The sequence below is a fragment of the Agrococcus carbonis genome (assembly GCF_900104705.1).
GTDB lineage: Bacteria > Actinomycetota > Actinomycetes > Actinomycetales > Microbacteriaceae > Agrococcus > Agrococcus carbonis.
In genome coordinates this window covers 784,115-808,234 of the sequence record NZ_LT629734.1, presented here as the reverse complement: position 1 = coordinate 808,234, position 24,120 = coordinate 784,115, and the positions used below count along the sequence as shown (strand labels likewise).

Below are 24,120 nucleotides of genomic sequence, written 5' to 3'. Positions count from 1 at the left end.
GAGCCGCCGCATCCGCCGCCGCCGAGCCCGCCGAGAGAGAATCCTGACCGATCGGTCGACTTCTGACCGATCGGTCAGTACAGTGGTGCGACGTGACCACCCGCGACGAGATCATCCGGGCCGCGCTCGAGCGCTTCGCCCGCTTCGGCTACCTCGGCTCCTCCATCCAGCAGATCGCCGACGACGTCGGCACCTCGAAGTCGTCGGTGCTCTACCACTTCGACTCGAAGGAAGCGCTGCTCGAGGCGGCGATGCAGCCGACGATGGATGCCCTCACCGAGCTCATCGAGGCGCTGCCCGAGCTGCACGACGACAAGGTCGCCGCCGCGCCGGGACTCGTCACGCGCTTCGTCGACACGCTCATGGCGCACAGCGCCGCCGTCTCGATCTTCGTCACGCAGCGCGGCGCGCTGCGCGAGGTGCCGGCGATCGTGCGCGGCAACGCGATCGTCGACGCGATCGCCTCGACCCTCGTGCTGGAGGCCCCCACGACGCGCACGCTCACGCGGCTCTCGATCGGCCTTGCCGGCGTCGCGTTCATCCTCGCCGATGCGAGCGAGACCGCGCACGAGCACCCGAGCCCCGAGGAGATGCGCGAGATCTTCATCGAGACGCTGCTCGAGCTCTGCATGCCCGACGCGCTCCCGGCCGCGGCCGGGAGCACCCGCACCGAAGGGGAGGACGCCTGATGTCCACCTGGCTCGCCCGCATCGGCGCCGCATCCATGCGCCGCGCCTGGCTCGTCATCGTCGCCTGGATCGTGCTGCTCGGCGGCGTGCTCGGCGGTGCCCTCGCGCTCGGGCCGAACATGCAGGAGTCGTTCGAGATCCCCGGCACCGAGTCGCAGGAGGCGCTCGACCACCTCGGCAGCGTCTTCCCGCAGGTCGCGGGCAGCTCGGTGCAGGTCGTCGTGCGCGCCGACGACGGCGTCGCTGCGCACCGCGACGCGATCATCGAGCAGGCCGAGGCGATGGCCGACGTCGAGCTCGTGGCGCAGGCGGTCGACCCGTGGAGCGAGTACGCGAACGAGCAGATCTCCGCCGACGGCACGGTCGCCTACACGCGCGTGCAGTTCGAGCCGACCGACGGCGCGAAGCCGTCGACCCTCGACGAGGTGGTGGCGACGGCGGATGCGCTGCGTGCGGACGGAGTCCAGGTCGAGTTCGCCGGGCAGGTCTTCCAGTCGCAGTCGGTGGGCGTCACGATCGTCGAGGTCTTCGGCGTCGTCTTCGCGGGCGTCGTGCTGTTCGTGACCTTCTGGTCGCTGCTCGCGGCCGGCATGCCGCTCATCACCGCGCTCGTCGGCGTCGGCATCACGATGGGCGGCGTGCTCGGCGCCTCGGCGCTCGTGACGGTGTCGAACTCGGCGCCGCTCATGGCGCTCATGATCGGCCTCGCGGTCGGCATCGACTACGCCCTGTTCATCCTCTCGCGCCACCGCTCGCAGCTCGCGCGCGGCATGGGCGTCATCGAGTCGGGTTCGCTCGCCGTCGGCACCTCCGGCACCGCGGTCGTGTTCGCCGGCATCACGGTGATCGTCGCGCTCGTGGGACTCCTCATCGTCAACATCCCGTTCCTCTCGGTCATGGCGATCGGCGCGGCCGGCTCCGTCGCGATCGCGATCGCCGCCGCGACGACGCTGCTGCCGGCGATCATGGCCCTCGCGGGCGAGCGGCTCCGGCCGAAGGATGGCGGCCGCGCGCACCGGCTCGCGCTCCGCGACGTCGATGCGCAGCCGACGCTTGGGATGCGCTGGGTCACGCAGGTCGCCAAGCGGCCCGTGCTCGCCATCGTCGGCGTCGTCGTCGTGACGGGCGTCGCGGCGCTCCCCGCCGCCTCGCTGCAGCTCGCGCTCCCGGACAACGGCCGCGAGGCCGCCGGCAGCACGCAGCGCATCGCGAACGACACGCTGCAGGAGGCCTTCGGCGCCGGCACGACCGGCCCCCTCGTCGTCATGCTCGACATCACCCAGGTGACCGACGTCATGGGCACGATCGACGCCGTCGCCGACGACCTCGAGCGGGTGCCGGGCGTCGGCCGCATCGCCGGGGCGTTCCCCGACGCGACGGTCGACACCGCGATCGTGCAGGTCATCCCGACGACCGGCCCCGCCGACCCCGCGACCGTCGAGGTCGTGCACGCGCTCCGCGCCATCGCCGCCGACGTCGAGGCGGAGCACGGCACGCCGATGTCGGTCACCGGCGCGACCGCCGTGCAGATCGACCTCTCGCAGCGCCTCGCCGACGCCCTCGTGCCGTTCGGCCTCGTCGTCGTGTCGCTCTCGGTGCTCATCCTGCTGCTCGTCTTCCGCTCGATCCTCGTGCCGCTGACCGCAGCGCTCGGCTTCGTGCTCTCGGTCGTCGCCGCGTTCGGCGCGACGGTCGCGATCTTCCAGTGGGGCTGGGGCGCCGACCTGCTGCACTTCGAGGAGGGGCCGATCCTCTCGTTCATGCCGGTGCTGACGATGTCGGTGCTGTTCGGCCTCGCGATGGACTACCAGATGTTCCTCGTCTCCGGCATGCGCGAGGCCTACGCGCACGGGCACGACGCCCGCAGCGCCGTGCGGCACGGCTTCGCCGCGAACGCGCGCGTCGTCACGGCCGCCGCGCTCATCATGTTCTTCGTCTTCTTCGCGTTCGTGCCCGAGGGCATGGCGATGATCAAGGCGATCGCCTTCGGCCTCGCGTTCGGCGTCGCCGTCGACGCGTTCCTCGTGCGCATGACGCTCGTGCCGGCGCTCATGACCCTCATGGGGGAGCGCGCGTGGTGGCTGCCGCGCTGGCTCGACCGCGCGCTCCCCGAGATGGACGTCGAGGGCGAGAGCCTGGGCCGGCACCGCGCCACCCTGGCGTGGGCGGCGGATGCGGGCGGTCACCTCGCGCTCGAGCGGCTGCGGCCCGAGATCGGCCACGACGAGCCCGGGGACGCGTCGTGGACGCTCGTCGCCCCGCGCGGCGCGGTCGTGCGCCTCGGCGGCCGCTTCGCCGATCGGCAGCGGCTCGCGCACGCGCTCGTCGCCGACATCCGCGCGGCCGGGCACGCCCACGTCGGCGGCGCGGCGCTGCCCGGCGACGCCGCGCGGCTGCGCGAGCGCATCGCCCTGATCGACCTCGACCTCGCCGACGGCAGCGCCGCCGGCACGGCGCACCAGGCGGCCCGCGCCGCGCTCGCGCTGCGCAGCCCCTTCGCCGTCGGTCCCGTGCTCGACCGCCGCGCCGCCGCGCTCATCGAGCGTGCGGCCGAGGCCGCGGGGACGCCGATCGACGCTGACGCGCCCATGGCGCGCCTCGCACCGCGCGAGCGCGCCGCGGTGCTGCTGGCCATCGCGATGGAGCGCACGCCGAGCGTCGTCTGGATCGACGCCGCGAGCGGTGCGCCCGCCGGCGCCGCTGCGATCGCCGCGCGCCTAGGAGGCGACGACATGACGATCGTCACGAGCGAGCCGGCGCCCGAGGCGCACGGCCGCCCCGCGCTCGAGCTCGTGCCCGCGAGCGCGGCGGAGGAGGATCGCGCCGCGGCAGCCGCCGCATCCGCCGCCCGAGGCACGGACCCCGACACCGACACCGGCGAGACGCCCACCGAGGCGCTCGCGACCACGGGAGCTGACCGATGACCACGCTCAAGAAGGCCGTCGCGCTGACCGCGGCCGCCGCCACGCCCTTCGCGATCGCCGCGCTCGCGGCCTGGTCGTTCGGCCCCGCCGCCGCGGGCGAGCGCGACGTGCCCGCCGCCGTCGTCAACCTCGACGAAGTGGTCACCGCGACCGGCGCCGACGGCGCCGAGACGACGATGTTCGCCGGTCGCCAGGTGGTCACTGACCTCGTCGGCGATGCGGACGACGGCTTCGACTTCCGCATCCTGAACGAGGAGGACGCCGCCGACGCGCTCGCGCTCGGCGACGTGCAGGCGGTCGTCACGATCCCCGCCGACTTCTCGCAGCGGGTGCTGAGCCTGCAGGGCGACGACCCGCGGCAGGCGGGCATCGAGATCGTCACCGACGCGACCTCGAGCGGGCTCGCGACGAGCCTCGCGACCGAGACGGGCGAATCGATCATGGCGTCCTTCGGCGACGTGGTCACGAACGGCTTCATCTCGGGCCTCTACGGCGGCCTCGGCACGATGGCCGAGCAGCTGGGCGCCGCGGCCGACGGGGCGGATGCGCTCGGCGACGGGGGTGCGGAGCTCGCGTCGGGCCTCGGCGAGCTCGCGGGCGGCATCGAGCAGCTCGCCGACGGCGCGGGCGCAGCCGAGCTCGGCGCGCTGCAGCTCGCCGACGGCGGTCGGCAGCTCGCGTCCGGTCTCGGCACCGCGCACGACGGGATCGGGCAGCTCGCCGACGGCGGCGCTGCGCTCAGCGGAGGCGTCGCGCAGTACACCGGGGGCGCCGACGCGCTCGCGGGCGGCGCCGCGGACCTCAGCGACGGCGTCGCGCAGTACACCGCTGGCGTCGACCGTTTCGCCGGCGGCGTGCAGCAGGCGGTCGGCCAGCTGCGCGACGGCCTCGACGGCGCCGTCGCGGCCGGCGGCATCGACCAGCTCGAGCAGGCCATCGGCTCGTCCTCCTCTGCGGCCGCGCAGCTCGTCGCCGCGCTCGAGGCCGACCCCGACGCCGACCCCGCGACGGTCGCGGCCGCCCGGCAGCTCGCCGGTGGGCTCGCGCAGCTCGACGAGCGCGACATCTCGGGCGAGCTGACCGCTGGCCTCGGTCAGGCGACCGCGGGGCTCGACCAGCTCGACGACGGCGCAGCCCAGCTCATCGCCGGGGGCGCCGGCCTGCGCGACGGTGCGGCCGGGCTCGCCGACGGCGCGGCCCAGCTCTCAGCCGGCTCGCCCGCGCTGCGCGACGGCGCATCGCAGCTCGGCGGCGGCCTCGCGCAGCTCGACGACGGCTTCGGCGCCTCGGTCAGCGGCGCCCAGCAGCTCGCCGACGGCACGGGCGAGCTCGCCTCGGGCCTCGGCGAGCTCGACGCGGGCGCCGTGCAGCTCGCCGCCGGCGCGCGCTCGGCCGAGAGCGGCGCCGCGCAGCTCGGCGACGGCGGCAGCGAGCTCGGCTCGGGCCTCCGCTTGGGGCTCGCGGCGCTGCCGCAGCTGAGCGACGGCGAGCTCGAGCAGCTCGCCGACGTCGCGACGAACCCGATCGGCTTCGACCTCGACGAGCGCGCCTCCGCCCCCTCGGGCGAGTCGCGCGTCGCGACGATCGCCGTGCCGATCGGCCTCTGGCTCGGCGCGCTCGCGCTCGTGCTCGTGCTGCTGCGCACCGCGCGCCGCACCCTGACCGCCGCGGCATCCGTCGGCCGGGTGCTCGCGACGCTGCTCATCCGCTCCTCGTGGGTCGTGGCGCTGCAGGCGGCGCTCGCGACGCTCGTCGTGCACGGCATCGGCGCTGTCCCGTGGGTGCAGGCGCCCGCGACCTTCGGCATCGCGCTGCTGTTCGCCGGCGTCGCGACCCTGGCGCACGTGGCGCTGCTGGCGTGGTGGGGCTCGGTCGGCGCGGTCGTGTCGCTCGTGCTGCTCGGGCTGCAGGCCGTCGCGGCCGGCGGTCTCGTGCCCCGCTCGGTGCTCGGCGAGGGCTTCGCCGCGATCGCGCCCGCGCTGCCGATGACGCACGCGGTGGATGCGCTGCAGGCGGTCGCCGCCGGCGCCCCCGGGGCGGGCGGTGCGGTCGCGATGCTGCTGCTGTTCCTCGCGCTCGGGCTGCTCGCCGCCTACCTCGCGGTGCGCAGCGCACGCCGGCGGGCGACGGGGGAGCGCATCCGCGCGCTCGACGCACTCGAGCCGGTGCCCGCCCCCGCCGCGCACGCCAGCTGAGCCGCGACCCCGCCCTCAACGGCCATGCACGACCGATGTGCCGCTCACGCGCACATCCGCGCTGCATGGCCGTTGAGTCGGGGAGCGCACGCACGTGGTGGCCCGCGACTTGAGCGAATCCTCTGCGTCACCTTCGTTGACGCCGAGAGGCTGGGGGACGACCATGGCGGTAGTCCGTCGGCGGACGCGCTGACGGCATGCCCCAGCACCGCGATGCTCCGCATCGCCCGCCGAGCGCGCTCGGCGCCCCGGTCCGCCCCGTGAGGGCGTCCCCGATTCCAACGGAGGAATCATGCGCACCGTCTACCGGGTGCTCGCCTTCGCCATCTGCGGCCTCGTCATGCTGCAGGCGGCCTCCCACGCGTGGGTCTCGGCGGGTCTCGCCGCCTTCCTGTTCGAGGGCGGCACCTTCGACCCGAACTCGCCGCCCGACATCCCCGAGGCGATGGGCTTCATGATCCACGGGATGAACGGCATGTACGTCATCCCCGTCGTCGCGCTCGCGCTGCTCGTCGTGTCGTTCTTCGTGCGCGTGCCCCGCGGCGTGATGTGGGCCGTGATCATCGTCGCGCTCGTCGCGCTGCAGGTCACGCTCGGCCTGCTCGGCCACACGATGACCGCCCTCGCGTTCCTGCACGGCGTCAACGCGCTCGCCCTCTTCGGCAGCGCGCTCTACGCCGGCCTGCGCGCCAAGGCGCCCGCCGTCGCCGAGGCGGCGCCGCGATCCTCGGTCGCGGTCGGCTGAACCGGCGTCCCGCGAGGAGAGCCCGATGCGCCCGGACCGCCCAGCGCGGGCCGGGCGCATCGCTCGCGTCGTCGGGGGGCTCGTCGCGCTCGCGCTCGCGGTCGTCGTCGGCACCGCGTGGTGGTCGAGCCTGCGCCCCGACACCTACTCGGCGCTCGCGATGGGCGTCGCCGACATCGGCGGCGGCGCCGTCATCGGCGGCGGGGGGCACGGCCACGGCGCCGTGGGGGACCCGGCGTCGCCCGACGCATCCGCCGTCTCGGTCACCGAGCTCACGGCCGACCCGATGCGCCCCGCTGACGTGCACGTCGAGCTGCGGGCGAGGGCCGAGCGCGTGACGCTGCCCGGCGGCGACGGGTTCGACGGCTACACGCTCAACGGCTCGACGCCCGGGCCGGAGATCCGCGCGCGGCAGGGACAGATGGTCGAGGTGCTGCTGCGCAACGAGTCGGTGCCCGGCGGCGTCACGCTGCACTGGCACGGCATCGACGTGCCGGGGGCGATGGATGGCGTCGCGGGCGTCACGCAGGACGCCGTCGCCCCGGGCGAGGTCTTCACCTACCGCTTCGTCGCCGAGCAGGCCGGCACCTACTGGTACCACTCGCACCAGGTGTCGCACGAGCAGGTGCACGCGGGGCTCTTCGGTGCGATCGTGATCGAGCCGGCGGCCGACGGGGCGGATGCCGGGACCGGGGAGGTGCCGCCCGGGGAGGCGCCTGCGGCCGCGGCGGATGCGGTGGTGCTGCTGCACACCTACCCGGGCACCTCGCGCACGCTCAACGGCGTCGCCGGCGAGGTGCGGCACGGCGCGGCGCCGGGCGCGCACGTGCGCGTGCGGATCGCCAACACCGACAGCACTCCCACCGCCGTGTGGGCCGAGGGCGGCTTCCGCGTCGTCGCGGTCGACGGCACCGACGTGCACGAGCCCGGCCTCGTCGAGGGGCGGAAGGTGCGCGTGACCGCGGGCGGCCGCATCGACCTCGAGGTGGTCGTGCCCGCCACCGGGGCCGTGCGCGTGCAGGCGCCGGGCGTCTCGCTGCTCGTCGGCCCCGACGACGCGACCGCCCCGACGCCGCCGTCGCCGCCGGAGTTCCTCGACCTGCTCGACTACGGCACGCCGGCACCGCTCGGCTTCGACCCGGAGCGGCCTGACCGCTCGTTCGCGTACGACATCGGGCGCGCGCCGGGCTTCCTCGCCGGCGTGCCCGGCATCTGGTGGACGATCAACGGGCGGATGGGCGACGACGTCCCGATGTTCATGGTGCGCGAGGGCGACGTGGTCGCGATGCGCATCACCAACGGCTCGGGGGAGGTGCACCCGATGCACCTCCACGGGCACCACGTGGTCGTGCTCGCGCGGAACGGCGTGCCCGCATCCGGCAGCCCCTGGTGGGTCGACTCGCTCGACGTCGACAACGGCGAGAGCTACGACGTCGCGTTCGTCGCCGACAACCCGGGGCTGTGGGCCGACCATTGCCACACGCTGCCGCACGCGGTCGAGGGCCTCATGACGCACCTGATGTACGAGGGCGTCACGACCCCGTTCCTGCTCGGCGCCGGCTCGGGCAACGAGCCCGAGTAGGCGCTCAGCGCTCGCGGGGGCTGTCGGCGACCGGGCCGGGCGCCGAGCGTGCCGACTCCGCCTCGGCCTCGACGGGCTCGACCGCGAGGTGCTCGCGCGCGAACTCGACCGTCTCGGTCAGCAGCCGCAGGCGGTCGCGCTCCGAGCGCGCCTGCCGGGTCTTGATCTCGGCGACCACCTGGCCGGTCCACTGCTGCTGCGCGAGCATCTGCAGCACCTCGGCGACGGGCTCGTTGCCGTGGCCGGGCAGCAGGTGCTCGTCGAAGACGCGCCCCTCATCGGCCGCGACGCCGTCGGTGAGGTGCAGGTGGCGCAGCCGGTCGCCGAGGTCGAGGGCGAGCTGCATCGAGTCGCGCTTCGCGAGCGCGCAGTGCGAGAAGTCGAGCGTGGCGTGGTCGACGTCCATCTCGCTCGGATCGATGCCCGGCAGGTAGGCCTGGCGGTCGATGCCGCCGGCCGCCCACGGGAACATGTTCTCGACCGCCACCTCGACGCCGTGCTTCTGCTCGGTCGCGCGCACCGCATCCGTGAACGTGCGGGCGTACTTGCCCTGCCAGCGGAAGGGCGGGTGCACGACGACGGTGGGCGCGCCGACCGAGACCGCGAGCTCGGCCGAGCGGTCGAGCTTCACGAAGGGGTCGCGGCCCCACACGAACGTCGTCAGCAGCACGACCGGCGCGTGGATCGCCATGATCGGCTGCTCGTAGCGCTCCGAGAGCTCGAGCAGGCGCTCGGGGCTGCGGGTCTTCGCGTCGGTGGTGACCATCACCTCGACCCCGTCGTAGCCCGCCTCGCGCGAGAGCCGGAATCCGTCCTCGACCCCCTTGGGGAAGACGGAGATCGTGCTGAGGCCGACCTGGATCATGCACACGACGGTAGACCCTCCGGATGGACGCCACGCATCCGATTCGTCCAGGACGGCGCGCTCGGTCGGGCGCGACCGTGATCAGACATGTCCCTGCGGCGTAGGATCGGGCCATGCCAGAGATCGACATCAAGCCGCGCTCGCGCGCCGTCACGGACGGCGTGGAGGCCACCACGAGCCGAGGGATGCTGCGCGCCGTCGGCATGGGCGACGGCGACTGGGAGAAGCCGCAGATCGGCATCGCGAGCTCGTGGAACGAGATCACGCCGTGCAACCTCTCGCTCGACCGCCTCGCGCGCTCGTCGAAGGAGGGCGTGCACGCCGGCGGCGGCTACCCGCTGCAGTTCGGCACGGTCTCGGTCTCGGACGGCATCTCGATGGGCCACGAGGGCATGCACTTCTCGCTCGTCTCGCGCGAGGTCATCGCCGACAGCGTCGAGGTGGTCGTGAACGCCGAGCGGCTCGACGGCACCGTGCTGCTCGCCGGCTGCGACAAGTCGCTGCCCGGCATGCTGATGGCTGCCGCGCGCCTCGACCTCGCGAGCGTCTTCGTCTACGCCGGCTCGATCGCGCCCGGCTTCGCGAAGCTCGAGGACGGCACGATCCCGCAGTCGATGACGATCATCGACTCGTTCGAGGCCGTCGGCGCGTACAAGGCCGGCAAGATCTCGGCCGAGGACCTGCACCGCATCGAGTGCGGCTTCGCGCCCGGCGAGGGCGCGTGCGGCGGCATGTACACCGCCAACACGATGGCGTGCATCGCCGAGGCGCTCGGCATGAGCCTGCCCGGCTCGTCGACGCCGCTGTCGGCCGACCGCCGCCGCGACCACTACGCCCGCAAGTCGGGCGAGGCCGTCGTCGAGCTGCTCCGGAAGGGCATCACCGCCCGCGACATCCTCACGAAGGAGGCGTTCGAGAACGCCATCACCGTCGCGATGGTGCTCGGCGGCTCGACGAACGCCGTGCTGCACCTGCTCGCGATCGCGCACGAGGCCGAGGTCGAGCTCTCGCTCGAGGACTTCCGCCGCATCGGCGCCCGCTCGCCGCACCTCGCCGACGTCAAGCCCTTCGGCGCCTACGTCGCGCAGGACTTCGACCGCGTCGGCGGCATGCCCGTCGTGATGCAGGCGCTGCTCGACGCGGGCCTGCTGCACGGCGACGTGCTCACCGTCACCGGCCGCACGCTCGCCGAGAACCTCGCCGAGCTCGACCCGCAGCCGATCGACGGCACCGTCGTGCGCGCGATCGACGACCCGATCCACGCCACCGGCGGCCTGACGATCCTCGACGGCTCGCTCGCGCCCGAGGGCGCGGTCGTCAAGACCGCCGGCTTCGACGCCGAGGTCTTCGAGGGCCCCGCGCGCGTCTTCGACCGCGAGCGGGCGGCGATGGATGCGCTCACGCGCGGCGAGATCCAGGCCGGCGACGTCGTCGTCATCCGCTACGAGGGCCCCAAGGGCGGCCCCGGCATGCGCGAGATGCTCGCGATCACCGCCGCCATCAAGGGCGCTGGCCTCGGCAAGGATGTACTACTCTTGACGGACGGCAGATTCTCGGGCGGCACAACCGGCCTGTGCATCGGCCACATCGCCCCTGAGGCGGTCGACTCCGGTCCGATCGCCTTCGTGCGCGACGGAGACCGCATCCGTGTCGACATCGCCGCTCGCTCGCTTGACCTGATCGTCGACGAGGCAGAGCTCGCCTCCCGGCGTGAGGGCTGGGAGCCGCTGCCCCCGCGCTACACGCGCGGCGTCCTCGCCAAGTACGCGAAGCTCGTGCAGTCCGCCGCCACCGGCGCGGTCACGGGCTGACGCACGCCAACGCTCAGGAGCGCCATGACGATCCCCATCCCACGGCCCGCGCCGCCGCGCAGCGCCGAACCGCCGATGCTCACCGGCTCCGGCGCCGTGCTGAAGTCCCTCGAGCTGCTCGGCGTCGAGGATGTCTTCGGCATCCCCGGCGGCGCCATCATCCCCTTCTACGACGAGCTCATGCAGCAGTCGGCGATCCGCCACATCCTCGTGCGCCACGAGCAGGGCGGCGGCCACGCGGCCGAGGGCTACGCCGCCGCGACCGGCAAGGTCGGCGTGTGCCTCGCGACCTCCGGCCCGGGCGCGACCAACCTCGTGACCGCGATCGCCGACGCGTACATGGACTCGGTGCCGATGGTCGCGATCACCGGCCAGGTCTTCAGCCACCTCATCGGCACGGATGCGTTCCAGGAGGCCGACATCACCGGCATCGTGATGCCCATCACGAAGCACACCTTCCAGGTGACGCGCCCCGAGGACGTCCCCGGCGCCCTCAAGGCCGCCTTCCACATCGCATCCACCGGCCGGCCCGGCCCCGTGCTCGTCGACATCACGAAGGACGCGCAGCAGGACTCGGCGCCGTTCGTGTGGCCCGACAAGGTCGAGCTGCCCGGCTACCGCCCGGTGACGAAGGCGCACGGCAAGCAGATCACCGCCGCCGCGCAGCTGCTCGCCGACTCGCAGCGCCCGCTGCTCTACGTGGGCGGCGGCGTCATCCGCGCGCACGCCTCTGACGAGCTGCGCGCGTTCGCCGAGGCGACCGGCGCACCCGTCGTGACGACGCTCATGGCGCGGGGCGCGTTCCCCGACTCGCACCCGCAGCACCTCGGCATGCCCGGCATGCACGGCGCGGTGCCCGCGGTGCTCGCCTTCCAGGAGTGCGACCTCATCATCGCGCTCGGCGCCCGCTTCGACGACCGCGTCACGGGCAAGGTCGCGGAGTTCGCGCCCGGCGCCAAGGTCATCCACGTCGACGTCGACCCGGCGGAGATCTCGAAGATCCGCACCGCCGACGTGCCGATCGTCGGCGACGTGCGCGAGGTGCTCGCCGACCTGTCGGTCGCCTTCCAGGAGCTCGCGACCGACCGCCGCCCCGACCTCACCGACTGGTGGGAGCGGCTGCAGGGCCTGCAGGAGCGCTTCCCGCTCGGCTTCACCGAGCCGAGCGATGGCCGCCTCGCCCCGCAGCACGTCATCCAGCGCATCGGCGAGCTCACCGGCCCCGAAGGCGTCTACGCCGCGGGCGTCGGCCAGCACCAGATGTGGGCGGCGCAGTTCATCAAGTACGAGCGGCCGAACGCCTGGCTCAACTCCGGCGGCGCCGGCACGATGGGCTACGCGGTGCCAGCGGCGATGGGCGCGAAGGTCGCCCAGCCCGAGCGCACGGTGTGGGCGATCGACGGCGACGGCTGCTTCCAGATGACCAACCAGGAGCTCGCCACCTGCACCCTGAACGACATCCCGATCAAGGTCGCGATCATCAACAACTCGTCGCTCGGCATGGTGCGGCAGTGGCAGAGCCTGTTCTACGAGGGCCGCCACTCGTTCACCGACCTCGAGACGGGGGCCGACGCCAAGATGATCCCCGACTTCGTGAAGCTCGGCGAGGCCTACGGCTGCCTCGCGATCCGCGTCACGAAGCCCGAGGAGATCGACCCGGCGATCAAGCTCGCGCTCGAGACGAACGACCGCCCGGTCGTGATCGACTTCATCGTCTCGAAGGACTCGATGGTGTGGCCGATGGTGCCGCAGGGCGTCTCGAACTCGTTCGTGCAGTACGCCAAGGATCACAGCCCGGAGTGGGGGGAGGAGTGATGAGCACGCACGTCCTGTCGCTCCTCGTCGAGGACAAGCCGGGTCTGCTGACCCGCGTCGCCGGGCTCTTCGCCCGCCGCGGCTTCAACATCGACTCGCTCGCGGTGGGCCGCACCGAGGTGCCGGGCCTCAGCCGCATCACCGTCGTCGTCGACGTCGACCAGCTGCCGCTCGAGCAGGTGACGAAGCAGCTCAACAAGCTCGTCAACGTCGTGAAGATCGTCGAGCTCGAGCCGGGCCAGTCGGTGCAGCGGGAGCACATGCTCATCAAGGTGAAGGTCGACAACTCGACCCGCTCGCAGATCCTCGAGGCCGCGACGCTCTTCCGCGCGCGCGTCGTCGACGTCACGACCGACGCGCTCGTGATCGAGGTCACGGGCGACTCGCCCAAGTGCCAGGCGCTGCTGAAGCTGCTCGAGCCGTACGGCATCAAGGAGATCGCGCAATCGGGCCTGCTGGCCATCGGCCGCGGCGGCAAGTCGATCAGCGAGCGCGTGCTCAAGGCCGACGGCCGCTGAACCCCAGAACGACCGGGCCGGTGCGCGTGACGCGCGCACCGCATCCGGAACCGCAAGAACCACGAATGAGGAGAGAGCATGACTGAGGTCATCTACGACGACGGTGCCGACCTCGGCATCATCCAGGGCAAGAAGGTCGCCATCATCGGCTACGGCTCGCAGGGTCACGCGCACGCGCAGAACCTGCGCGACTCGGGCGTCGAGGTGCGCATCGGCCTGCAGCCGGAGTCGAAGAGCCGCGCGAAGGCGCAGGAGGCCGGCTTCGAGGTGGGCACGCCCGCCGAGGTCGCCGAGTGGGCCGACGTCGTCGTGCTGCTCGCGCCCGACCAGTTCCAGCGCCACATCTACAACGACGAGGTCGCCCAGCACATGACCGAGGGCAAGACCCTCGTGTTCAGCCACGGCTTCAACGTGCGCTTCGGCTACATCACCGCGCCCGAGGGCATCGACGTCGTGCTCGTCGCGCCGAAGGGCCCCGGCCACACCGTGCGCCGCGAGTTCGAGGCCGGCCGCGGCGTGCCCGTCATCGTCGCCGTCGAGTCGGATGCGTCGGGCTCGGCCTGGCAGACGGCGTGGTCGTACGCGAAGGCCATCGGCGGCCTCCGCGCCGGCGGCATCACGACGACCTTCACCGAGGAGACCGAGACCGACCTGTTCGGCGAGCAGGCGGTGCTGTGCGGCGGTGTCTCGCAGCTCGTGCAGTACGGCTTCGAGACCCTGACCGAGGCGGGCTACCAGCCCGAGATCGCCTACTTCGAGGTGCTGCACGAGCTCAAGCTCATCGTCGACCTCATGTGGGAGGGCGGCATCGCCAAGCAGCGCTGGTCGGTGTCGGACACCGCCGAGTACGGCGACTACGTCTCCGGTCCGCGCGTCGTCGACCCGCACGTCAAGGAGAACATGCAGGCGGTGCTGAAGGACATCCAGTCGGGTGCCTTCGCCGAGCGCTTCATCGGCGACCAGGACGCCGGCGCCCCCGAGTTCAAGGAGCTGCGCGCCAAGGCAGAGGGCCACCCCATCGAGGCGACCGGCAAGAAGCTGCGCTCGCTGTTCGCGTGGGAGCAGCCGGACGCCGACTACGTCGACGGCAGCGCCCAGCGCTGACCCACCGCCCGCTGGTCGAGTAGCCGCCGCAGGCGGCCCTCGCTGGTCGAGTAGCCGCCGCAGGCGGCGTATCGAGACCACACCGTCCCGCCGGTCGAGGAGCGCGCGCCGCAGGCGCTCGCGTCACGAGACCCATCGCGCAAGGGCGGGGACCTTCACAGGTCCCCGCCCTTGTGCGTGCCCGCCCGCTCGCGTTGAGTGGGGGACATGACGTCGCTCTGGCAGGCCACCGCTCCCACGATCGGCTTCGACGAGTCCTCGCCGCGGCGCCCGGATGCCGTCGTCGTCGGTGCCGGCCTCACCGGCCTCGCGACGGCGGCGCTGCTGGCCGAGCAGGGCGCGACCGTCGTGGTGCTCGAGGCGCGCGTGCCCGGAGCTGTCGCGACCGGCGGCACGACCGCGAAGCTGAGCCTGCTGCAGAGCGACCGCCTGCACCGCATCCGGCGGCTCGCCGGCGGTGCCGCGACGCAGGCGTTCGTCGACGGATCGCTCGCCGGCCAGGCGTGGCTGCTGGGCCTGCTCGAGCGCCTCGGCGCGCCGGCCGAGCCGCGCAGCGCCGTCTCGTTCGCATCGGGTGACGAGGGCGCCGCGTCGCTCGAGCGCGAGCTCGAGGTCGCGCGCGAGCTGGGCCTGCCGGTGCGCGAGGGCGGAGCGGAGCACCTGCCGTTCCCGACGGCCGCGGCGCTCGAGCTGCCCGATCAGGCGCAGCTGCACCCGCTCGCGACGCTCGCCGCGCTCGCCGCGCACCTGCGCGCCCACGGCGGCGCGATCATGCACGCGAGCGTGCGGCACGTCCGCCGCGCGGGGAGCGGCGTCGAGGTCGAGACGGATGCGGGGGCATGGCGGGCCGGTTCCGCCGTGCTCGCGACGGGCGCGCCCGTGCCCGCGCGCGGCACCTCGGTGCTCCTCGAGGCGCATCGCTCGTACGCCGCCGCGTACCGCGTGCGCAGCCTCACTGCGGAGGCGGCCGCAGTGCTGCCGATGGCGCTCGGCGTCGACGCGCCGACGCGCTCGCTGCGCACCGCGACCGCGGCCGACGGCACCCCGCTGCTCATCGCCGGCGGCGTGGGGCACGTCGTGGGCCGTCACCGGGACCCGCGGCAGCTCGTCGCCGAGCTCGACCGCTGGGTGCTGCGGCACTGGCCCGACGCCGCGCGGACGCACGCGTGGAGCGCGCAGGACTACCGCACACCCGACCGGCTGCCGTGGATCGGCGCCCGGCCCGGGAGCCGCGGCCGCGTGCTGCTCGCGACCGGCTTCGACAAATGGGGGATGACGGGTGGCGCGATGAGCGCGCTCGCGATCGCGGGCAGGCTCGGCGGCGCCGAGCCCGACTGGGCGCGGGCGCTCCGCCGACGGGGCACGACGCCGGCCGCGGCGGGCAGCCTGGTCGGCAGCCTCGGAGCGGTCGCCGCCGCGCAGGCTCGCACCGCGCGCGCAGCCCTGTCGCCGACGCCGCCACCGGGCGAGGGGCAGGGCAGCCTCGGCCGCCGGGGCGCGCGGCTCGTGGCGACGTCGACGGTCGACGGCCGCACGCGCGAGGTCTCGGCGCATTGCCCGCACGTCGGGGCGCTCGTGGCGTGGAACGCGCAGGAGCGCTCCTGGGACTGCACGGCGCACGGCTCCCGGTTCGCGCCCGACGGCACCCGCTTGGAGGGTCCGGCCGCGTGCCCGTTGCGCGCGCTGCCGCGCTCGGTGGACGAGCGCGCCGGCGGAGCCGGCATACAGCCGTAGGTCGAGGAGCGCGCCGGCGGAGCCGGCACCCAGCCGCAGGTCGAGGAGCGCGCCGGCGAAGCCGGCACCCAGCCGCAGGTCGAGGAGCGCGCCGGCGAAGCCGGCACGCGTCACGAGACCGGAGTCCCCGCGGCCGGCTCCGGTCTCGAGACGGCTGCGACCTCCGGTCGCGGCCTCCTCGACCTGCGGGGTGCGCGCCCGACGACATCGCGGCCTCCTCGACCTGCGGGGCGCGCGTCCCGCCGGCATCGCGGCCTCCTCGGCCTGCGGGGTGCGCGTCCCGCCGGCATCGCGGCCGCCTCGACCTGCGGGGCGTCCCACGTCGTGGCAGGGTGGGCGGGTGGAGAGCGCGACCGACGACACGAAGGTGTGCGACGCCTATCTGCGATGGGCGCGCGTCGAGGCCGAGGAGCGCTCGCCGCGCTACGCCGAGTGGGCGCGCGGCGTCGCCGCCGATCAGGCGCTGTGCGCGGCGATCGCCGAGCTCGAGCCGGTCAAGCGCCAGCCCAACCTGCTGTTCGCCGCCGCTCGCTTCGAGGGCGTGCCGCTGCAGCCGTGGAGCGCGGTGCGCGACGCGGTGCACGCGGCGTGGCCCCGCATCCGCTCGACGATGCTCGCGCGCATGACGCAGACCAACGAGGCGCGCCGCATGGCGACCCTGCTGCCCGCGATCGCGCACCTCGAGGGGCCGATCGCGCTCGTCGAGGTGGGCGCGTCGGCGGGGCTGTGCCTCTACCCGGATCGCTGGCGCTACCGATTCGGCGCCGGCAAGTACGTCGGCGACGCCGGCCTGCCGCTGCTCGAGACCGACGCCTCGCCGTCGACGCCCCTGCCCGAGCGGCTGCCGGAGGTCGCGTGGCGCGGCGGCATCGACCTGCAGCCGCTCGATCCCGACGACCCCGACACGCGAGCGTGGCTCGAGGCGCTCGTGTGGCCGGATGCGTCGGGTGGCATCGACGGCGCCCGCGTCGACCGGGTGCGCACCGCGATCGCGATCGCCCGGCGCGAGCGCGCGCACGTGCGCCGCGGCGACCTCAGCGTCGACACCCGCGCGATCGTCGAGGAGGCCGCCCGGCACGCGCCCACCGTGGTGGTGTGGCACTCGGCGGTGCTCGCCTACGTGTCGGCCTTCGAGCGCGCGGGGTTCGCCGACCTCATGGCCCAGCTGCCGGTCACGTGGGTCGCCAACGAGGGGGCGACGCTCGAGATCGGACCGCCCGCGCCGTGGGCGTCGCCGGGCGGCTTCGTGCTGCGCCGCGACGCGGAGCCGCTCGCGATCACCGACCCGCACGGCGGCGCGATCACCTGGCTCGACGACATCCCGCGGTAGCGAGCGCGGCGCACTCCGGTGGGCGGCCTCGTCTCACGGCAGCGGCACCGCGTGCGGGATGCCGTCGATGCGCACGGGCATCACCGCGCCGCGCTCGATCGCGACGGCCGAGGGCATCCGCATCAGCACGGTGCCCGGCACGCCGTCGACCGAGGCGAGCAGCAGCCGGTCGTGACCCGAGTACTCGACGTCGTCGACGGTGATCGGCGTGCCCGCCGCGTAGGGCTTCAGCTGCTCCGGCCGCACGACGAGGAGCGCGCGCTCGGCATCCGTGGCGCCGGGCGCCGCGGGCACGCGCCCGAACGGCGTCGCCCACGCGTCGCCCTCGCGGCGGGCAGGCACGAGCGTCGACTCTCCGAGGAAGGTCGCGAGCCACGCCGAGCGAGGCCGGGCGAAGAGCTCCTCGGCGGTGCCGGTCTGCTCGAGCCGCCCGTCGCGCAGCACCGAGACGCGGTCGGCGAAGGCGAACGCCTCCTCCTGGTCGTGCGTCACGAGGAGCGCGGTGGCGCCGGCGTCGCGCAGGATGCGGCCGATCTGGCGCCGGAGGCCCACCCGCAGCGAGGCGTCGAGCGCCGAGAACGGCTCGTCGAGCAGCACGATGCCGGGTGCCGGCGCGAGCGCCCGGGCGAGGGCCACCCGCTGTGCCTGCCCGCCCGAGAGATCGGCGGGGGAGCGGTCGCCGAAGCCGGTCAGCTCGACGAGCTCGAGCATCGACCGCACGCGCTCCCCGCGGGGATCGCGCTGCCCGCGCGGCAGCCCGAAGGCGATGTTCTGCGCGACGCTCAGGTGCGGGAAGAGGGATGCGTCCTGCGGCACCCAGCCGACGCCGCGGCGCTCGGGGGGCACGGTGCGGCGGCGGCTCGAGACCACCTCGCCGCCGACGGCGATCTCGCCGGAGCGCAGCGGCAGCAGGCCGGCGATCGCGAGCAGCAGGGTCGACTTGCCCGAGCCGGAGGCACCCAGCACCGCGTCGACGCCGCCGAGCGGCACGTCCAGCGACACCCCGTGCACGACATCGCTGTCGCCGGGGTGGCCGATGGTGGCCTCGGAGACTCGGAGCCCGCTCACGGTGCCGCGCTCCGACCGCCGAGGTCGGCATCCTGGTCCCGCTGCACGGAGGTCACGAGCACGAGCATCGCGGGCACTGCGGCGCACGCGATGAGCGCGAGCGCGAAGGGCGCTGCCGCCCCGTACTCCGAGACATCGGTGCGCGCCCAGAGCGCGGTGGCGAGCGTGTCGACACCGGTGGGTCGCAGCAGCAGCGTCGCGGGCAGCTCCTTGAGCGCGGCGACCGCGGCGAGCAGCGCCGCGACCCCGACGCCGCCTGCGGCGATGCGACCCGTGGTGCTCGAGAAGGCGGCCGCGCGCCGGCGCCCGAGCGATCGGGCGAGGTGCTCGTAGCGCATGGGCACCCGCTCGAGCGCGGCGCGCACCCCGCCGACCGCGCGCGGGGCGGCGAGGAGCGCGTAGGCCGCGATGAGCACGCCGACGGTCTGGTAGGCCCACGGCACGAGCGCGAGCGAGAGGAACACGAGCGAGAGCCCGACGACGATGCCCGGGAGCGCGTGCGCGATCGTCGCGGCTCCCTCGAGCGCGCGACTGACGGGGGACGGATGTCGCGCGGCGAGCAGCGCGATCGGTGCGGCGAGCACGGTGGCGAGTATGCCGGCCGCGATCGCGAGGGAGACCGAGGTGCCCGCCGCCTGCAGCAGCTCGGCCCACTCGAGCGTCCGCACCGACTGGGCCTCGAGCGCGCGCGTGACGAGCGTCGCGACGGGCACGCCGATCGCGACGATCGGCGTCGTGAGCACTGCGGCGACGGCGACCGGCGTCCAGCGGCCGACGTCGATCCGCGGCGGTGCGGCCGAGCGCACCCGCGCCGCGGGGACCGCGCGGCGCACGCGCTGCTCGAGCAGCACGAGCGCGATCGCGGCGGCGACGAGCACGAGGCCGAGCAGCGCAGCGTAGGAGCGGTCGAAGCCCGCGCCCATCGCTCGGGCGATGCCGGTGGAGAGCGTCTCGACCCGCATGAGCGAGACGACGCCGAAGTCGGCGAGCGCGTAGAGCCCGGCGAGCAGCGCGCCGGCGGTCGCCGCGGGGCGCACGATCGGCCAGGTCACCTGCCGCAGCGCGGCGAGCGGTCCTCGCCCGAGCGAGCGCGCCGCGATCTCGAGGCCGGCGGGGGCGGAGCGGAGCGCCGCGTGGACCGGCAGCGTCACGTAGGGGGTGGACACGATCGTCAGCTGCAGCCACGCCGCCCAGAAGCCCTGCATCGAGGGCACGAGGCCGAGCCAGCCGAAGGCCGCGACGTACGACGGCATGGCGAGCGGCAGCGCCGCGAGCGCGAGGAGGGCGCGCGAGGCGGGCAGTCGCAGGCGCGCGAGCAGCAGCGCCTGCAGCGTGCCGAGTGCGCCGACCGCGACGGCGACGAGCAGGGCGAGGGCGAGGCTCGTCAGCAGCAGCTCGCCGGTGCGGGGTCGCACGACGAGCGGGAGCGAGGCGAGCGGGTCCGCGCCGAATGCACGGACGACGAGGTAGACGACCGGCGCCGCCAGCAGCGCGACGGAGCCGGCGCCGAGCAGCGCCAGCACGCGCGCGCCGCCCGCGAGGGGGCGACGCGCGCGTGCGGGCGCGCTCAGCACTAGAGGAGGCCGTGCTCGGCGAGCATCGCCTGCGTCTCGGCGAGCGAGGCGAGGTCGGCCAGGTCGAGGCCCTCGATGGCGAGCGAGTCGATCGCGGGCAGCTCCGGGGCGGCCTCGACGCCGTCGACGAGCGGGTACTCGAAGGTCTCGGTGACGAAGTACTCCTGCGCCTCGGGGGAGACGAGGTGCTCGATGAACGCCAGCGCATCCTCGTCGCCCGCGGCGCCCGCGAGCAGGCCCGCGCCCGTGACGTTGACGATGCCGCCGGGATCACCGGGCAGGAACTGCAGCTGCGCGCGCATGTCCTCGGCGCCGAGCTCGTTCGCGTCCTCGAACCAGTAGTAGTGGTTGATGAGGCCGAAGTCGGCCTCGCCGGACTGCACCAGGTCGAGCGTCTGGCCGTTCGACTCGGTGAGGATCGGCTCGTTGTCCGCCATCGCGGCGACCCACGCGTCCGCCGCTTCCTCACCCTCGAGCACGCGCATCGCGGTGACGAACGACTGGAACGACGCGTTGCCGGGCGCGAACGCGACGCGGCCCGCGTAGGCGGGGTCGGTCAGCGCTGCGATCTCGGTGGGCACCTCGCTCGCGTCGACGTCCTCGCTGTCGTAGGCGATGACGCGCGCGCGCCCCGTGACGCCGACCCAGCTGCCGTCGGACGAGGTGAACTCGGCGGGGACGAGGCCGGTGATCTCCTCCGGCAGCGGCGCGAACATGCCGGCGGCCGAGACCGCGCCGAGGCTCCCGGCGTCCTGCGACCAGAACACGTCGGCGGGGCTGCGGTCGCCCTCCTCGAGCAGCAGCGCCTCGAGCTCGGTCGAGGAGGCGTAGCGCACCTCGACGTCGATCCCCGATTCCTCCTCGAAGGCGGCGATGAGCGGCTCGACGAGGTCTTCGCTGCGCCCGGCGTAGAGCGTGAAGGTGCCGTCGGCAGCGCTGCTCGCGCCCTCCGTCTCGGAGGTCTCGGGCGCGGCCGAGGTGCATCCGGCGAGCAGGACTGCGAGGGCGACGGCTGCGGCGGGCGCAGCGGCGCGCGAGAAGGGACGGTGCAAGAGCGACTCCAGGGGTGTGGGATCCGATCGGGCCAGCGCCCGGGTTCGGCAGGTAAGGCTATCCTAAGTCGCGTGCTCGACGCTCGCGCTCCGCGGTCGCCGGTAGGCTTGCAGCGATGAGCCGCGACGAGGACGCCCTCCGCTGGGAGGGCGACGACGAGCTCGATCGCGCGACCCCCGACGACGCGCAGGACGACCGCGCGCCCGCGCCCGCCGCATCCGCCCCGGTCGTGCGCGAGTCGCGCCCCCGCGGCCCGCTCGGCTGGCTCGCCTTCGTGCTCGCGCTCGCCGCCACCGCCGGGTGGGTCGTCATCATCGTCGCCAACCCCGTGCAGCAGCCGAGCCTCATCGGCCTCGCGCTCTACCAGCTGGGCGAGCTGCTCGCGATGCTGACGCCGCTGATGTGGTGGTTCGTCGTCGACCGCGTGGCTCCCTCGCGCCGCCGCGCGACCTGGTGGCTCGCGGGCATCCTCGTGACCGCGCCGTGGCCGCTCGTGGCAGGGGTCGTGGCGTGAGCGCCGACGAGCGGGGCGACGTGCCCCAGGACGCCGCGGACCAGGCCGCCGTCGCGCGCGAGCCACGTGAGGAGCGCCCCGGCGACAGCTGGATCGTCGCGCTGCTGTTCGCGATCCTGTTCGGCTTCGACACCTACGAGGCGATCATCAACCTGCAGCAGCTGCCGATGCTCTACCTCGGCATCGAGTCGCAGATCCCGTGGTGGCTGCTCGTCGCGGCGGTCGCGGCGCCCCCGCTGCTGTTCGCCGGCGCGCTCGCCATCGGGCGACGGATGCGGCTGGTGCCGAAGGCCGGCGTGCTCCTGGTCGCGCTCGGCGTCAGCGCCCAGCTGAGCCTGCTCGCCGAGCAGCTCGCGGGCCAGATCACGCTCGCCGCGCTCGGCGGCTGACGCATCGCGCGCCGGGCGACCGGCGCGGAGCCCGCGCGTCAGATCACCGCGACGAGGATGAGCAGCCCGAGCACGATCTGGCCGATCGCCCGCGGCACGATCGGCACCGCGACGGCGCCGAAGCGCTTCGGGTCGCGGGCGGCCTCGGCGTTCGCGGGGAAGACGGCGACGAGCACGGCGATGAGCACGAGGCCGGCGGCGAAGCGCACGCCCCACCAGGGGGCGAGGAGGCCGAGGCCGCCGAGGATCTCGACGACGCCGGTCGCCGTGACGAGCATCGGCGCCCAGCGGCGCTCGCGGCCCGCGAACCCGGCGGGGATCATCGCCCCCATCGTGCGGCGCGCGCGCGGCACGAAGTGCGCGGCGCCCATCCCGATGAAGAGCACGGCGAGGAGGATGCGCAGCACGAGCTGCGCGATTGCGAAGGCGTCCATCGCCTCCATTCTCCCGCATCCGCCGAGCGGGCCCGTCCGTGCCGGCCGGGGCGCGGCACGCGCACATGCCCGCCGGTAGGCTGGCCCCGAGGCACGACGACGTGCTCCCCGACCCCACTTGCGATTCCGCAGCACTCAAGGAGCCCCGCATGTCCAAGCCCGTCGTCCTGATCGCCGAGGAGCTCTCGGCCGCCACCGTCGATGCCCTCGGCCCCGACTTCGACGTGCGCCACGTCGACGGCACCGACCGGCCCGCGCTCTTCGCGGCGCTCGCCGACGCATCCGCAGTGCTCGTGCGCAGCGCCACGAAGGTCGACGCCGAGGCGATCGCGCACGCCCCCAACCTTCGCGTCATCGCGCGCGCCGGCGTCGGCCTCGACAACGTCGAGATCCCGGCGGCGACCAAGGCGGGCGTCATGGTCGTGAACGCGCCGACGTCGAACATCGTCTCGGCGGCCGAGCTCGCGATCGCGCACCTGCTGGGCCTCGCGCGCCACATCCCGGCGGCGGATGCGTCGCTCAAGGCGGGCGAGTGGAAGCGCTCGGCGTACACGGGCGTCGAGCTCTACGAGAAGACCGTCGGCATCGTCGGCCTCGGCCGCATCGGCGTGCTCGTCGCCGAGCGGCTCGCGGCGTTCGGCACGAAGCTCATCGCGTACGACCCGTTCGTGAGCCCTGCGCGCGCGGCCCAGCTCGGCGTCGAGCTGCGCACGCTCGACGAGCTCATGGCCGAGAGCGACTTCATCACGATCCACATCCCGCGCACGCCCGAGACCGTCGGCCTCATCGGCGAGGAGCAGCTCGCGCTCGCGAAGCCGACGCTGCGCATCGTCAACGCCTCGCGCGGGGGCATCATCGACGAGGCCGCGCTCGCCGCGGCGCTGCGCGCGGGCACGATCGCGGGCGCCGGCATCGACGTGTTCGTCACCGAGCCGCCGACCGACGACGCGCTCACCTCGGCCCCCAACATCCAGGTCACGCCGCACCTCGGCGCCTCGACCGACGAGGCGCAGGAGAAGGCCGGCATCGCCGTCGCCAAGTCGGTGCGCCTCGCCCTCGCGGGCGACCTGGTGCCGGATGCGGTGAACGTCGCGGGCGGCGTCATCGACGAGTACGTGCGCCCCGGCATCCCGCTCGCGGAGCGCCTCGGCCAGTTCGCCGCCGGCCTCGCGGCCGGCCCCGTCGAGGCGGTCGACGTCGCGGTGCACGGCGAGCTCGCCGCCTACGACGTCAAGGTGCTGCGCCTCGCCGCGCTCAAGGGCTTCTTCTCGTCGATCGTGAGCGAGCAGGTGACGTTCGTGAACGCGCCGGTGCTCGCCGAGTCGCGCGGCGTCACGAGCGACCTCTCGGCCGACGAGCGCAGCGACGAGTACCGCAACGTCATCGAGATCGTCGTCGCATGCAGCGACGGCCGCCGCGTCACCGTCGAGGGCACGCTGACGGGCCCGAAGCAGATCGAGAAGATCGTCGGCGTCAACGGCCAGTCGGTCGAGGTGCCGATGGCCGAGCACTTCGTCGTGATGCAGTACGTCGACCGGCCGGGCGTCGTCGCGGCGTACGGCGCCGCGTTCGGCGACGCCGGCATCAACATCGCCGGCATGCAGATCGCGCGCACGGAGGCCGGCGGCGAGGCGCTCTCGATCGTCACGATCGACCAGGCCGCGCCCGAGGAGCTCATCGAGCAGCTCGGCACCGCGATCGAGGCGACGGCGATCCGGCAGATCGAGATCCGCGAGCTGTAGGCCCCGCCGGTCGAGGAGCGCGCGCCGCACGGCG

General features: G+C 74.2%; 19 protein-coding genes. 14 read left to right on the top strand and 5 right to left on the bottom strand.

Features of this window, described 5'->3' with window-relative positions; translation table 11 throughout:
- Positions 1–92: 92 nt before the first annotated feature.
- From BLT67_RS13575 to BLT67_RS03900, 5 genes are all read left to right on the top strand, one after another.
- Positions 93–689 (top strand): TetR/AcrR family transcriptional regulator, encoded by a 597-nt coding sequence (locus tag BLT67_RS13575; protein ID WP_092665812.1) that lies wholly within the window; start codon positions 93–95, stop codon positions 687–689.
- The gene (locus BLT67_RS03915) at positions 689–3,613 is read left to right on the top strand and encodes an MMPL family transporter (protein WP_092665811.1); all 2,925 of its coding nucleotides are present in this window, start codon (positions 689–691) and stop codon (positions 3,611–3,613) included. The genes BLT67_RS13575 and BLT67_RS03915 overlap by 1 nt, the downstream gene beginning before the upstream one ends.
- Complete coding sequence (locus BLT67_RS03910) at positions 3,610–5,808, top strand: hypothetical protein (RefSeq protein WP_092665810.1); 2,199 nt, start codon at positions 3,610–3,612, stop codon at positions 5,806–5,808. Before BLT67_RS03915 ends, BLT67_RS03910 begins: the two co-directional genes overlap by 4 nt.
- Before the next feature lie 292 nt (positions 5,809–6,100).
- Complete coding sequence (locus BLT67_RS03905; RefSeq protein WP_092665809.1) at positions 6,101–6,553, top strand: COX15/CtaA family protein; 453 nt, start codon at positions 6,101–6,103, stop codon at positions 6,551–6,553.
- Between the two features lie 25 nt (positions 6,554–6,578).
- Positions 6,579–8,135: a multicopper oxidase family protein gene (locus tag BLT67_RS03900; RefSeq protein ID WP_092665808.1), complete on the top strand. Its 1,557-nt coding sequence runs from the start codon at positions 6,579–6,581 to the stop codon at positions 8,133–8,135.
- A gap of 4 nt (positions 8,136–8,139) precedes the next feature.
- Here the strand turns inward: BLT67_RS03900 and BLT67_RS03895 are convergent, their stop codons facing one another.
- Positions 8,140–9,000: a sugar phosphate isomerase/epimerase family protein gene (locus BLT67_RS03895; protein WP_092665807.1), complete on the bottom strand. Its 861-nt coding sequence runs from the start codon at positions 8,998–9,000 to the stop codon at positions 8,140–8,142.
- A gap of 113 nt (positions 9,001–9,113) precedes the next feature.
- Between BLT67_RS03895 and ilvD the strand changes: the two genes are divergently transcribed.
- The 6 genes from ilvD to BLT67_RS03865 all read left to right on the top strand — a co-directional run bounded on the left by ilvD (position 9,114) and on the right by BLT67_RS03865 (position 17,312).
- A complete protein-coding gene (ilvD, locus tag BLT67_RS03890) occupies positions 9,114–10,811 on the top strand; it encodes a dihydroxy-acid dehydratase (protein ID WP_092665806.1) in 1,698 nt (565 codons plus the stop codon).
- A gap of 24 nt (positions 10,812–10,835) precedes the next feature.
- Positions 10,836–12,626 (top strand): acetolactate synthase large subunit, encoded by a 1,791-nt coding sequence (locus BLT67_RS03885; protein WP_092665805.1) that lies wholly within the window; start codon positions 10,836–10,838, stop codon positions 12,624–12,626.
- Positions 12,626–13,144 (top strand): acetolactate synthase small subunit, encoded by a 519-nt coding sequence (gene ilvN, locus BLT67_RS03880; protein WP_092665804.1) that lies wholly within the window; start codon positions 12,626–12,628, stop codon positions 13,142–13,144. Before BLT67_RS03885 ends, ilvN begins: the two co-directional genes overlap by 1 nt.
- Positions 13,145–13,222: 78 nt before the next feature.
- The gene (ilvC, locus tag BLT67_RS03875; RefSeq protein ID WP_092665803.1) at positions 13,223–14,248 is read left to right on the top strand and encodes a ketol-acid reductoisomerase; all 1,026 of its coding nucleotides are present in this window, start codon (positions 13,223–13,225) and stop codon (positions 14,246–14,248) included.
- 207 nt (positions 14,249–14,455) lie between these two features.
- A complete protein-coding gene (locus BLT67_RS03870; RefSeq protein WP_092665802.1) occupies positions 14,456–15,982 on the top strand; it encodes an FAD-dependent oxidoreductase in 1,527 nt (508 codons plus the stop codon).
- Positions 15,983–16,322: 340 nt separating this feature from the next.
- Positions 16,323–17,312, top strand: coding sequence for a DUF2332 domain-containing protein (locus BLT67_RS03865; RefSeq protein ID WP_157674150.1), 990 nt, complete (start codon positions 16,323–16,325; stop codon positions 17,310–17,312).
- A 33-nt stretch (positions 17,313–17,345) separates the two neighbouring features.
- Here BLT67_RS03865 and BLT67_RS03860 read toward each other — a convergent pair whose 3' ends face one another.
- The 3 genes from BLT67_RS03860 to BLT67_RS03850 are packed head-to-tail and all read right to left on the bottom strand — an operon-like array spanning position 17,346 to position 21,006.
- Positions 17,346–18,380, bottom strand: a complete 1,035-nt coding sequence (locus BLT67_RS03860; RefSeq protein ID WP_092665800.1) for an ABC transporter ATP-binding protein — start codon at positions 18,378–18,380, stop codon at positions 17,346–17,348.
- Positions 18,377–19,903 (bottom strand): ABC transporter permease, encoded by a 1,527-nt coding sequence (locus BLT67_RS03855; RefSeq protein WP_157674148.1) that lies wholly within the window; start codon positions 19,901–19,903, stop codon positions 18,377–18,379. The genes BLT67_RS03860 and BLT67_RS03855 overlap by 4 nt, the downstream gene beginning before the upstream one ends.
- 50 nt (positions 19,904–19,953) lie before the next feature.
- Positions 19,954–21,006: an extracellular solute-binding protein gene (locus BLT67_RS03850; RefSeq protein ID WP_092665798.1), complete on the bottom strand. Its 1,053-nt coding sequence runs from the start codon at positions 21,004–21,006 to the stop codon at positions 19,954–19,956.
- 116 nt (positions 21,007–21,122) lie between these two features.
- Between BLT67_RS03850 and BLT67_RS03845 the strand changes: the two genes are divergently transcribed.
- Both BLT67_RS03845 and BLT67_RS03840 read left to right on the top strand, forming a co-directional pair.
- Entirely contained in the window at positions 21,123–21,521 is a 399-nt protein-coding gene (locus BLT67_RS03845; RefSeq protein ID WP_092665797.1) for a hypothetical protein, read from the top strand.
- Positions 21,518–21,910, top strand: a complete 393-nt coding sequence (locus BLT67_RS03840; protein WP_092665796.1) for a hypothetical protein — start codon at positions 21,518–21,520, stop codon at positions 21,908–21,910. Before BLT67_RS03845 ends, BLT67_RS03840 begins: the two co-directional genes overlap by 4 nt.
- A 38-nt stretch (positions 21,911–21,948) precedes the next feature.
- Here BLT67_RS03840 and BLT67_RS03835 read toward each other — a convergent pair whose 3' ends face one another.
- A complete protein-coding gene (locus BLT67_RS03835; RefSeq protein ID WP_092665795.1) occupies positions 21,949–22,344 on the bottom strand; it encodes a DoxX family membrane protein in 396 nt (131 codons plus the stop codon).
- Between the two features lie 149 nt (positions 22,345–22,493).
- Here BLT67_RS03835 and serA point away from each other — a divergent pair, with 149 nt between their 5' ends.
- Positions 22,494–24,086 (top strand): phosphoglycerate dehydrogenase, encoded by a 1,593-nt coding sequence (serA, locus tag BLT67_RS03830; protein ID WP_092665794.1) that lies wholly within the window; start codon positions 22,494–22,496, stop codon positions 24,084–24,086.
- The last annotated feature ends 34 nt before the right edge of the window (positions 24,087–24,120 follow it).